Genomic DNA, 11,982 nt, shown 5'->3' with positions numbered 1-11,982 from the left:
CAGGTCACCGATTACGGCGGTAATCCGGGTTGAGGCATGAAGAAGCCGTGCGCACCCCCGACGTGCGCACGGCTTCTTCTCTCTAGGAGCGGCCGAGCCAGCCACAGCAGACCGCTCCTGGTCTCATTCCTGCTCGTGCACCACCTGGATGTCGATCTGCACGCGCAGGGTGGTGCCGACGGTGGCGATGCCGCTCTTGAGGGACTGGCTGAACCGCACCGCGAAGTCGTCGCGACGCAGCTGCGCGACCGCCGAGGCCGAGGCCCGGGTGCCGCCCCACTGGTCGGGACCGACTCCGTCGAAGCGGGTGTCCAGCATGACCGGTTTGCTCACGCCGAGCATGGTGAGCTCGCCTTCCAGGTCCCACTTGTCGCCGCCGCGCGGGCGGAGCCCGGTGGAGCGGAAGGTGATCTCCGGGTACTCGGCGACGTTGAGGAAGTCCTCGGTGCGCAGGTGGTCGTCGCGCAGCGTGTTTCCGGTGTCGATGGTGTCGGCGTTGATGCGGGCCTCGACCAGCGACTTCTCGATCGGGGTGCCGATGCGCACCTCACCGGAGAACTCGTTGAAGCGGCCATGGATGCTGCTCAGGCCCAGGTGCTTGGCGGTGACCTGGATGGAGGAGTGCACCGGGTCGATCCGCCACAGCCCGGGGTCGGGCAGGTCGGCGCCGCCGATGCGGCGGACCTCGACGTCACCGAGGTTGGCGGTCGCTGCCTCGTGCACCAGGGTGGTGCGGGCGACCGGCTCGTGGCCGATCGCGGTGACGATCGCGGTGTAGGCGCCCGCGGCGAGGCCGGAGGCCATCACCGAGCCCTGCGCGTCACCTCGAGCTCGTGCGACCTGGGTACCGCCACCGTCGATGACGGTGAGCACCGCCTCCGGCACCGGCCAGCCGTCGCTGCCGCGCACCGAGGCGGTCACCGCCCCGGAACCCCGGGCGGCACCGGTCTCGCCGTGGGCGGCCGCGGCCTGCGGTTGGCCGAGATCCATCTGAGAACACTCCTTTGAAGCAGAGCTCGATCACGATCTTGCTCAGCGGGCGGGCCGACGTCCAGTCGATCCCGCCCGCCGCAGCACGACCGTGACCTCCGGGTGGTGCTGGTGCGACCGGTCAGCCTTCGGGGTAGCCCAGGTCGACGTCGTGCGACGTCTCCTGGCCCGTCAGCCGCAGCGAGCCGGCCACCGGCGGATAACCGCTGGCGATCACCGTGTACTCGCCGTCGGGCAGGTCGGTGAAGTGGTAGCTGCCGTCGATGTCGGTGGTCCCCGCGGCCACCACCGCGCCCGAACCGTCGAGCAGCGTCACCCGCGCGTCCGGCACCGGCACGCCCAGGTTGGCCGACCGGATGACGCCGCTGAGCTGCGCCCCGGTCTGCAGGGCGACGTCGAGGCGCATCCGCTCCCCGTCGGTGACCACGATCGGGTGGGCCACCGGGCGGTATCCGTCCGCGGTGACGGTCAGCGCGTAGGAGCCGCCGACCAGGTCGGAGAAGCCGTAGTCGCCGTCGGAGTCGGTGGCGTTGGTGGCCACGACCTCGCCGCGCACGTCGGTGAGCACCACCATCGCGCCCGGCACGCCGACACCGCCGACGTGCACCAGGCCGCTGAGCTCACCGGCGCCGAGCAGCTGCACGTCGTGCCGCACCGGGCGATCGGCCACGACCACCATCGAGGCGGTGGGCTGGTAGCTGCCGCCGGAGGCGATCAGCACGTAGGTGCCGCCGTTGTCGACGGCGAAGTGGAACTCGCCGTCGTTGTCGGTGCGCGCCCGCTCGACCTGGCGCCCGTTGGCGTCGGTGAGGGTCAGCACCACGCCGGACACCGGGGTGCCGATGGAGTCGTGGACGACTCCGTGCACGACCCGCTGCTGGGCGTGCTCCTGGCCGTCCATGAACCGGCCGGTCAGCGCCGCGCCGTTGGAGGCGAACGACGGGATCGACGGCTCGGTCCACGGGTCGGCCTGGGCGGAGTTCATCTGCGCGCCGTTGTTCCGGCCCTCTTCGTGTGCGGCCACTGAAGCCGTCTCCATTTCCTCGTTGCTTTCGATCGTGGTCCGCAACGGCTTCTCGCGGATGAACAGCACCGCGAGGAAGGTGACCACGGAGATGCACGCCGAGATGAGGAAGATGTCGCCGATGGCATCCCCGTACGCCGCGCGGACGATGGTCTGGATCGGCCCGGGCAGGTGCCCGATGTCCAGCGATCCCGTTCCGCCGCCGGAGGCCGCGGCCTGAGCCGCGCCGGGGATCTTCGCCAGACCTTCCACGATGTAGTCCTGAACGCGGGTGGCCAGCACCGCGCCTAGCACCGACACACCAGCCGAACCTCCCAAGGTGCGGAAGAAGGTGACGACGGAGGTCGTCGAGCCCATGTCCTTGGCGCTGGTGGCGTTCTGCACCGCCAGCACCAGGTTCTGCATGAGCATGCCCACTCCGGTACCCATCAGGAAGAGGTAGATCCCCACCAGCACCAGGTTCGTTTCATGATCGACGGTGCTCAGTAGCCCCATCGCAATGATCATCACGATCGAGCCGACCACGAGGAACGGCTTGGTCTTGCCGGTGTAGCGGGAGATGACCTGGCCGCTGACCGTGGAGGAGATGAACAGACCGCCGACCATCGGCAGCGTCATCAGGCCTGCGGTGGTCGGGCTGAAGCTGCGCGCGATCTGGAAGTACTGACCCAGGAACACCGCGCCGCCGAACATCGCGGTGCCGACCGCGACGGTGCCGATGGTGGCCATCGTGACCGTGGGGTTGCGGAACATCTTCAGCGGCACGATCGGCTCGCTGTGCTTGGACTCGATGATCACGGCGATGATCAGCGCGAGGACGCCGCCACCGACGAAGTAGCCGGTCTCCGGGGAGAGCCAGTCGAAGTTCTTGCCGGCCAGCGAGACCCAGATCAGCAGCAGCGACACGCCACCGACCAGGAACAGCGCGCCGAACCAGTCGATCTTGACCTCGCGCTTGATCACCGGCAGCTTGAGCACCCGGCCGAGCACGATGAAGGCGATGACGGCGATCGGCACGGTGACCCAGAAGCACCAGCGCCAGCCCAGCCACGGGGTGTCGACGATGACGCCGCCGACCAGCGGGCCGCTGACGGTCGCCACGGCGAAGGTGGCGCCGATGTAGCCGCTGTAGCGACCGCGGTCGCGCGGCGGGACCATCGCGGCGATCACGACCTGGATCAGCGCCTGCAGACCGCCCATGCCGATGCCCTGCAGGGCGCGGAAACCGATCAGGGTCTCCATCGACTGAGCGAAACCACCGGCCACGGAGCCGACGGTGAAGATGGTGATCGCGATCTGGTACAGCAGCTTCTTGCTGAACAGGTCGGAGAGCTTGCCCCACAGCGGCGTGGAGGCGGTGGAGGTCAGCAGCATCGCCGTGACTACCCAGGTGTACTGGCCCTGGGTGCCGTTCAGGTCGGCGATGATCCTCGGCAGCGCATTGGACACGATGGTCGAGCTGAGGATGGCGACCAACAGCGCCAACATCAGGCCGGACATGGCCTCCAGGATCTGGCGGTGCGACATCGCCTGGTCCTGGGCCGACTCGTGCGGCGCGCTCGGTTGAGTCGACACCCTCGGCGCCGTCTCCGTCGAGCTGGTCATCGAGTTCCTTCCCTCATCCCGGAGTCTGAGTGATCTCCGCTTTCGATCGTGTGGCGGCGGATGTCCGACATCGCGTCGCCGAGCAACCGGGCCAGTTCGCGGACCTTGGTGTCCTCCCAGTCGACCAGCGCCTCGCCGATCCACTCCGCCTTCTTCTGCTCGAGCTCGGCGACGACCCGGTCGCCGAGCTCGGTGGTCCGCAGCAGCGAGACCCGGCGGTCGGCGGGGTCCGGGCGGCGCGTGATCAGTCCGGCCTGTTCGAGCTGGTTCACCTGCCGGCTCACCACGGACGCATCGACGATGCGGTGGTGAGCGAGGTCGGAGACCCGGCATTCGCCGCGCTGCACGAGCTCGGTGAGCAGCCCCGCCGCGGCGTAGGGCACCTGGTCGGAGAGCTGCAACCCCCGTTGCAGCGCGACCTGCTTGAGGCCCATCAAGGCGCGGAGCGGGCGGAGCAGCTCACCGCAGGTCTCTGGTGTAGGTCCCATGCGAGCCCATCCTTTTAGTTGCTCTAGGCAACAATAGGACCACTTGGTTGCAGCACGCAACTGAAATGGGGGTGACTCGCACCACCGGCCGTTTTTGGCCGTTTTGCCTGATAGGAGATGATTCAGGGCCCGGGAAAGCGGGCCGGGACCGTCAGATCAGCTGGTCTGGTTCAGCTTGCCGAGCAGTCGGGCGAGGTCGGCGAGGTCCTGCGTGCTCCAGCTGGCGAACTGGCCGTGGAGGTGCTTGCGGCGCTCGGCCCGCACCCGCTCCAGGCGCTCCTGCCCCAGGTCGGAGAGCTGGATGCGGCGGGCGCGGCCGTCGTCCGGGTCGGGGGCGCGCTCCAGCAGCCCCAGGTCGACGAGGGTGGCGATCTGCCGCGAGACCGTGGACTTGTCCAGGCCGGTGCGGCCGGCCAGGTCCATGCCGCGCAGCGGCCCTTCGTTGGCCACCATCAGCAACATCGTGTAGGAGGCCGGGTCCAGGTCCGGGTGCACCAGCGCGGCGACGTGCGTGGAGAGGTTCCGCGCGTTGCGGAACATCATCACCAGCTCGCGTTCGATCTCCTCGGCCGCTTCGCGGCGCGCGGGGTCCTCCGCGATCTCGTCGTCCTGCTCGCTCACGTCTCTCCCCGCACCTCGCGACCGTTTCGCCCCACTCTAGGGAGCACGGCCGCAACGCAGAGCACCAGCCCGAGAACTCGTCAACCCGATTCCCAAACCGGAAGACGCCGCACCGATCACCGAGAACCGTCAGGCAAGCACCGAAGGTGCTTCCTCAGCGCCCCACCTGAGCAACCGGCACCGCCGGGGGTTCTCAGACGTCTTCTGGGGAGGACAGCCGTAGCGCCGTGCACTTGGTCATACATCAGTCTCTGGTCCCGGAGCCAGAAGGCGTCTGAGGTTCCGCCACCCGCACCGCTGCGCAGAACAACCACGGAGTCTTACGCAGAGACCTCATGCCAAGGACGAGGCATGCCCTTGGCGCTGAAGTAGTCGCCACCCTTGCGCTTGACGTCATCGGTGCCCCAGGTGCGTTCCCGCAGGACGGGCATCATCCGGGGGATGTGCTTGCGGCAGTGGATGTAGGCCTCCTCGACCTGCACCACCACCCAGCGCTCGGGCGTGCGGCCGCGGTCGAACTCCGAGGGCAGCGCGGGGTAGATGCCGCGCAGGTCGGCGTCCTCGACGATGCGGGCCTTGCCGTTGAGGTGAAGACCGATCAGGTCGGTGACGAAGTCCACCAGGAGGATGCCGACGTGCGGGTTCTCGCTGATGTTGCCGAGGCTGGCCATCACTCCGTTGCCCCGGTACTCCGGGTAGCAGACGTGCTGGTCGTCGAGGACTTCGACGAAGCCGGGCGGACCTGCCCGCAGGCTGGAATCGCACTCACCTCGGGCGTCGGAGGTGGCCACGAATGCCAGCTCCATGCGCCCGATGAACTCCTTCATCTCGTCGTTGAGCCGGTCGAGCACCTGGTCGTCGTAGAAGCGGCGGGCCCGCTTCTCGGTGCCGTAGGCGCTCTGGAGCAGGTGCTCACCGGCCGATCCGGGCAGAGTCGGGGATTCCTGCCAGAACGGGTCGGTGAGCTGCGGCTCGGATAATCGGGTGGGGATCGGGACGGGGGGTGTTGTGCTGTCGGACAGCTCTAGGTCCAGCATGGCATCGGGAGCCACGCCGACCGGGTTGATGTGATCGGGGGTCACGGCGGACCACAGTGTCATGTAGCCCCGTCCGGTAACAGGTTCGCCACTAGCTTTCCCCCGACCGATTGATGGATTATCTACGTGAAGTAGTTGCAAAGCACTCGAAAGTGCCATCAAGGCAGACGTGCGTACGATCAGGGGTTAGGGTCGCCCCTGATGTCGGGGGACGTTTGCAGGTAGCGGTTGCGCCCACCCCAGGTGCCTGCCGCCAACGTGGAGAAGACTGCGCCCGAAACGATGACGAACGCCGTACTGAGCCCCGGTCCGCCCCCGAACAACGAACCGTCCAACTCCGGTGTGAGCAAGATGGTTCGACTCATCCGCGAGAGCTACGCGGTGGTCGAACCGCATGCCGACGAGGTGGCCAAGTTCTTCTACGGCACCTTGTTCAGCATTGCGCCGCACACCCGCGAGCTGTTCGCCGCCAACATGGAGGTGCAGCGCAGCCGCCTGCTTCGGGCGCTCGTGCACGTCATCCAGATGGTCGACAAGCCCGACGAGCTGCTGCCGTTCCTGCAGCAGCTGGGTCGCGATCACCGCAAGTTCGGTGTCGTCACCCAGCACTACGAGGCGGTCGGCACCGCGCTGCTGGCGTCCATCAAGCGCTACGCCGGTGACTCCTGGACCGACCAGGTCGAACGCGCGTGGGCGGAGGCCTACACGGTCATGGCCTCGGCGATGACCGAAGCGGCCGCCGCCGACGACGGCCCCGCCTGGTACACCGGCCAGGTCCTGCACCACGAGCGGTTGAGCTGGGATCTCGCCGTGGTCCGCGTGCAGACCGATCACCCGGCGCCCTACCTGCCCGGTCAGTACGTCAGCGTCGAGGTCCCCCAGCGGCCCCGGATGTGGCGGTACCTGTCGCCGGCGAACGCGCCCAGCGACGACGGCGTCATGGAGTTCCACGTCCGCTCCGTCGAGGGTGGTTGGGTCAGCCGTGCCGTGGTCGGCCACGCTCAGCCCGGTGACCAGTGGCGGATCGGCTCGCCGATGGGCCGGTTGACGGTCGACCGGGAGAACTCGCCGGACGTCCTGATGGTCGCCGGCGGCACCGGCGTCACGCCGCTGCGCGCGATCATCGACGACCTCGCCCAGTACGGCGAGAACCCGCGCGTGCAGCTGTTCTACGGCGGACGCACCCGCGACGACCTCTACGACCTGGAGAACCTCCGCCGCATCGCGATGCACAACCCGTGGCTGACGATCACGGCCGTGCTGGAGAACGACCCGAACGTCGACGGGGTCGAGCACGGCACGATCGCCGACGTCGTCTCCCGCTACGGCGCCTGGGAGGGCTGGGACGTGCTGGTCTCCGGTTCCCCCGCGATGATCCGCGCCACGGTCTCGAAGATGCTGGTCGCGGGCACCACCCTCGACAACATCCGCTACGACCCTTTTACGTTGGACTGAGTCGTCCCGTCCTGATCAGCGGTGCGAACCGGCTTCGCCGCTCGCCTGACGCGAAAAGGCACCTCCCACGACGGGGAGGTGCCTTTTCGTCGCCTTCACAAGCGGCGTAGCCGCTTTCTCCTTCACCACCTGAGCAGCTCGCACCGCCGCGGGTTCTGAGGTGGTTCTCCTGTGAGGACGTGCCGACGCGGTGCATTGGCATACATGAGTCGGCGCGCCCGGAGCAGGAGGGCCACCTCAGGTTCCGCCACCCGCACCGCTGAGCACAACGACCACAACACCGCCCTACCGCTTGCGGTTGGGCTTCCAGACGACCAGGGCGGTCTCCTCGCGCACGGGGACGAGGTCCCTGCGGTAGGAGGCGTGGATCTGGGCCGCCGCCGATTCCGCCGCCGCGTAGGCCGCGGCGACCTCCTCGGTGAGCTCGGTGACCTTGGCCTGCAGCGCGTCGACCTGGTTCTCCAGGTCGATGATGCGCTTGATCCCGGCGAGGTTGACGCCCTCCTCCTGGGAGAGCCGCTGGACCTCGCGCAGCAGCGCGATGTCGCGCAGCGAGTAGCGTCGGCCGCCTGCCGCGGTGCGTCCGGGCGAGACGAGTCCGAGCCGGTCGTAGCTGCGCAGCGTCTGCGCGTGCAGACCGGACAGCTGCGCCGCCACCGAGATCACGAACATCGGGGTGTCCTCGTTGGAACCGGGCGGGAACGCGAATCCCATCTCCGGTCCGATCCCCCCGGGACCCGTCATGCGGCCGGCCATGCTTACCTCCCGAGCAACTCGTTCAGCTCGCTGCGCGGGTCGTGGTCGGCGGTGGCCTCGGCGTACTCGGCGAGCACTTCGGCCGCCTTGCCGTCGAGCTTCGACGGCACCGCGACCTGCAGCGTCACCAGGAGGTCCCCGTTGCCACCGGCCTTCTTGCCCACGCCCTTGCCACGCACCCGGAAGGTCCGTCCGCTGCTGGTTCCGGCGGGAACCTTCAACGTGACCTTCCCGTCCAGGGTCGGCACCGCCAACGTAGTGCCCAGCGCGAGCTCCGGGAAGGTGACCGGGACCGAGATCGTCAGGTCATCACCGGATCGTCCGAACACCTTGTTGCCGTTGACGTGCACCACGACGAAGAGATCACCCGAAGTGGCGCCTTGACGCCCGGGCTCGCCCTGTCCCGCCAGCCGGATCCGCTGCCCGTCGTCCACCCCTGGCGGGATGCGCACGGTCAGCGTCCGGGTCCGGGTGCTGATGCCCTCACCGGCGCAGTCCTCGCACGGGCTGTCGATGATCTGGCCGCGTCCCCGGCAGTCCGGGCACGGCTCGCTGAAGGCGAACGCGCCCTGGTTGCGGGTGACCAGACCCGCTCCACCGCAGGTGGAGCAGCCGCGCGGCCGGGTTCCGGGCTTGGCGCCCGAGCCCCGGCAGGTCTGGCAGGTCGCCGGGCTCGACAGCCGCAGCGGCACCGTGGCACCGCGCACCGCCTCGTAGAAGTCGATGCGCACCTCGGTCTCGACGTCGGCCCCGCGCCGCGGCCTGCTGGCCGTGGTCGGGCCCGCGCCGCCACCGGGTCGCCGGTTGCCGAACAACCCGCCGAACAGGTCGCCCAGGCCACCGGCCCCCTGCTGACCGCCGAAGAGGTCACCGAGGTCGAAGCCGCCACCGGCACCGCCGGGACCGCCGAACCCGCCCGGAGCCCCGAAGCCACCGCCCGCGCCGCCGAGCCCGCCGGCTCCGAAGAGCCGCCGGGCCTCGTCGTACTGCTTGCGCTTGTCGGGGTCGGACAGCACCCCGTAGGCCTCGGAGACCGCCTTGAACTTGGACTCGGCCTGGGCGTTGCCGGGGTTGGCGTCGGGGTGGTTCTCCCGCGCCAGCTTCCGGTACGCCTTCTTGATGTCCTCGGACGAAGCATCGGAGGAGACGCCCAGCTCAGCGTAGAAATCCTTGTCGAGCCATTCCCTGGCACTCACCGGACGCTCCTCCTTCCGCTCATGATCACTCTTGTTCGGTGGACTCGCCGGACTGGCCGGCACCGGCCTCGGACGCGGTTTCCCCGTCTGCCTCGTAGTCGGTCACCGCGACCATCGCCGGGCGCAGCACCCGCTCGCCGAACCGGTAGCCGCGGCGCATCACGGTGGTGACCGTGGGCCCGGAGACCTCCGACGAGGTGGTGTGCTGGACGGCCTCGTGCACCGACGGGTCGAACTCGTCGCCCTCAGCACCGAACGCCTCCAGACCGGAGGAGTTCAGCGTGCCGATGAGCTTGTCGGCCACCGCCTTGAACGCGCCGTTGAGGTCGCCGTGCGCCTCGGCCCGCTCCAGGTCGTCGAGCACGGTCAGCAGGTCGCCGGCCACCGACGCCTTCGCGGCGGCGATCACCGATTCGCGGTCGCGTTCCACCCGCTTGCGGTAGTTCGCGTACTCCGCGGTGACCCGCTTGAGGTCGGCGGTGAGCTCGTCGACCTGCTTCTGCAGGCCGGTGGACTCGCCACCCTGCTCGGGCGAGGCACCGTCGACGGGCTGTTCGGCCGGCTCGTCGGCCTGACCGAACTCCTCGTCGAGGGTGCCGGACATGCTTTCGGCCACCTGAGCCTCGTCTCCGTTCGGAGCAGGGGTCCGGCGCTCGCCGGTCTCGGGGTCGATTCGACGCCGATCCCGGACGACCACCGGCTCCTGCTGCTCGCCTTCGTTGCGCGACATTTCGGGCCTGTCCGAAGTCACTTCTTCTTCTCGTCCTCGTCGTCGACGATCTCGGCGTCCACCACGTCGTCGTCCTTGGCCGAGGAGCTGGCGCCCGCACCGGCCTCACCAGCGGCGTCACCGGCACCCGCGTCACCCGCGGCGGCGGCACCGGTGTCGGCGTAGAGGGCCTGGCCGAGAGCCTGCGACTCGGTGGCCAGCTTCTCCACGGCGCTGGAGATGGCGTCGACGTCCTCGCCCTTCAGGGCCTCGTTGACCTCGTCGATCGCGCCCTTGACCTTGGTCTTGGTCTCCTCGGGCAGCTTCTCGTCGTTCTCCTTGAGGACCTTCTCGGTCTGGTAGACCAGCGTCTCGGCCTGGTTGCGGGCCTCGGCCTCCTCGCGACGCTTCTTGTCCTCCTCGGCGTGGGCCTCGGCGTCGGAGACCATCCGCTCGATGTCGTCCTTCGGCAGCGCGGAGCCGCCGGTGATCGTCATCGACTGCTCCTTGCCGGTGCCCAGGTCCTTGGCGGAGACGTGCACGATGCCGTTGGCGTCGATGTCGAAGGTGACCTCGATCTGCGGGACCCCGCGCGGCGCCGGCGGCAGGCCGGTCAGCTCGAACATGCCGAGCTTCTTGTTGTGCGCGGCGATCTCGCGCTCGCCCTGGAAGACCTGGATCTGCACCGACGGCTGGTTGTCGTCAGCGGTCGTGAAGGTCTCGGAGCGCTTGGTCGGGATCGTGGTGTTGCGCTCGATCAGCTTGGTCATGATGCCGCCCTTGGTCTCGATGCCCAGGGACAGCGGGGTGACGTCGAGCAGCAGGACGTCCTTGACCTCACCGCGCAGCACACCGGCCTGCAGCGAGGCACCGACGGCGACGACCTCGTCCGGGTTGACGCCCTTGTTCGGCTCGCGACCGTCGGTCAGGTCCTTGACCAGGTCGGACACGGCCGGCATGCGGGTGGAACCACCGACGAGCACGACGTGGTCGATCTCGGAGAGCTTGATGCCCGCGTCGCGGATGACGGACTCGAACGGCTTGCGGCAGCGCTCGAGCAGGTCGGAGGTGATCCGCTGGAACTCGGCGCGGGACAGCGTCTCGTCCAGGAACAGCGGGTTCTTGTCACCGTCGACGGTGATGTAGGGCAGGTTGATGCCCGCGGTCGACGAGGAGGACAGCTCGATCTTGGCCTTCTCAGCGGCTTCCTTGATCCGCTGCATGGCCATGCGGTCCTTGGTCAGGTCGATGCCGTTGGACGACTTGAACTTCTCGACCAGCCAGTCGACGATCCGCTCGTCCCAGTCGTCACCACCGAGGTGGTTGTCACCGGAGGTGGCGCGGACCTCGACGACGCCCTCGCCGATCTCCAGCAGCGAGACGTCGAAGGTGCCGCCACCGAGGTCGAAGACCAGGATCGTCTGCTCGGCCTCGCCCTTGTCCAGACCGTAGGCCAGGGCGGCGGCGGTCGGCTCGTTGACGATGCGCAGCACGTTGAGGCCGGCGATCTGACCGGCTTCCTTGGTGGCCTGGCGCTGGGCGTCCTCGAAGTAGGCGGGGACGGTGATGACCGCGTCGGTCACGTCCTCGCCCAGGTACGCCTCGGCGTCGCGCTTGAGCTTCATCAGGACTCGCGCGGAGATCTCCTGCGCCGTGTAGTCCTTCTCGTCGATGCCGACCTTCCAGTTGGTGCCCATGTGGCGCTTGACCGACCGGATGGTGCGGTCCACGTTGGTGACCGCTTGGTTCTTCGCAGGCTGACCGGTGAGGATCTCGCCGTTCTTCGCGAAGGCCACGATGGACGGCGTGGTCCGCGAGCCCTCGGAGTTGGCGATCACCGTCGGTTCACCGCCCTCCAGGACGGAAACGACGGAGTTGGTCGTCCCCAGGTCGATGCCGACCGCTCGCGCCATGGGTGGTTCCTCCAGTACTAGTCCAGTCCGCCCAAGGCCGTCCGACGGCTCTTGAGCCTTGCTCGCTCAAGTTTTACCCACTACCCATGCGCACCGTCAAACGGGTTGAGCAAGGGCCACTCAAGCTTTCTGCCAGTCCAACGCCTGACCAGCCAGATCAGTTCCCGAATCCCCACCCGGTGACCCAC

General features: G+C 68.4%; 10 protein-coding genes. 1 reads left to right on the top strand and 9 read right to left on the bottom strand.

Annotation, left to right across the window (positions count from 1 at the left end):
* Positions 1-123 precede the first annotated feature (123 nt).
* From E1202_RS01260 to E1202_RS01240, 5 genes are all read right to left on the bottom strand, one after another.
* Positions 124-990 carry a YceI family protein gene (locus E1202_RS01260; RefSeq protein ID WP_132680412.1) on the bottom strand — a complete coding sequence of 289 codons (867 nt, stop codon included), beginning with the start codon at positions 988-990 and terminating at the stop codon, positions 124-126.
* Between the two features lie 121 nt (positions 991-1,111).
* Positions 1,112-3,619, bottom strand: coding sequence for an MFS transporter (locus tag E1202_RS01255; protein WP_132680411.1), 2,508 nt, complete (start codon positions 3,617-3,619; stop codon positions 1,112-1,114).
* Positions 3,616-4,107, bottom strand: a complete 492-nt coding sequence (locus tag E1202_RS01250; RefSeq protein ID WP_132680410.1) for a MarR family winged helix-turn-helix transcriptional regulator — start codon at positions 4,105-4,107, stop codon at positions 3,616-3,618. Before E1202_RS01250 ends, E1202_RS01255 begins: the two co-directional genes overlap by 4 nt.
* A gap of 156 nt (positions 4,108-4,263) precedes the next feature.
* Positions 4,264-4,728 carry a MarR family winged helix-turn-helix transcriptional regulator gene (locus E1202_RS01245; protein ID WP_235877532.1) on the bottom strand — a complete coding sequence of 155 codons (465 nt, stop codon included), beginning with the start codon at positions 4,726-4,728 and terminating at the stop codon, positions 4,264-4,266.
* 320 nt (positions 4,729-5,048) lie between these two features.
* Complete coding sequence (locus E1202_RS01240; protein WP_408006064.1) at positions 5,049-5,810, bottom strand: pyridoxamine 5'-phosphate oxidase family protein; 762 nt, start codon at positions 5,808-5,810, stop codon at positions 5,049-5,051.
* A gap of 306 nt (positions 5,811-6,116) precedes the next feature.
* Here E1202_RS01240 and E1202_RS01235 point away from each other — a divergent pair, with 306 nt between their 5' ends.
* Positions 6,117-7,220 carry an FAD-binding oxidoreductase gene (locus E1202_RS01235; protein ID WP_132680608.1) on the top strand — a complete coding sequence of 368 codons (1,104 nt, stop codon included), beginning with the start codon at positions 6,117-6,119 and terminating at the stop codon, positions 7,218-7,220.
* A 285-nt stretch (positions 7,221-7,505) separates the two neighbouring features.
* On the opposite strand, the gene E1202_RS01230 is transcribed toward E1202_RS01235, so the two are convergent.
* The 4 genes from E1202_RS01230 to dnaK are packed head-to-tail and all read right to left on the bottom strand — an operon-like array spanning position 7,506 to position 11,794.
* Positions 7,506-7,934, bottom strand: a complete 429-nt coding sequence (locus E1202_RS01230; RefSeq protein ID WP_165943708.1) for a heat shock protein transcriptional repressor HspR — start codon at positions 7,932-7,934, stop codon at positions 7,506-7,508.
* Positions 7,935-7,978: 44 nt separating this feature from the next.
* On the bottom strand, positions 7,979-9,172 hold the full coding sequence (dnaJ, locus tag E1202_RS01225) for a molecular chaperone DnaJ (RefSeq protein ID WP_132680408.1): 1,194 nt from the start codon (positions 9,170-9,172) through the stop codon (positions 7,979-7,981).
* Positions 9,173-9,197: 25 nt separating this feature from the next.
* Positions 9,198-9,902, bottom strand: a complete 705-nt coding sequence (grpE, locus tag E1202_RS01220; protein WP_132680606.1) for a nucleotide exchange factor GrpE — start codon at positions 9,900-9,902, stop codon at positions 9,198-9,200.
* Between the two features lie 17 nt (positions 9,903-9,919).
* Complete coding sequence (dnaK, locus tag E1202_RS01215; RefSeq protein WP_132680407.1) at positions 9,920-11,794, bottom strand: molecular chaperone DnaK; 1,875 nt, start codon at positions 11,792-11,794, stop codon at positions 9,920-9,922.
* Positions 11,795-11,982: the final 188 nt, after the last annotated feature.

The sequence above is a fragment of the Saccharopolyspora karakumensis genome (assembly GCF_004349225.1).
Lineage (GTDB): Bacteria > Actinomycetota > Actinomycetes > Mycobacteriales > Pseudonocardiaceae > Saccharopolyspora > Saccharopolyspora endophytica.
This window is presented reverse-complemented; position numbering and strand designations above follow the sequence as displayed.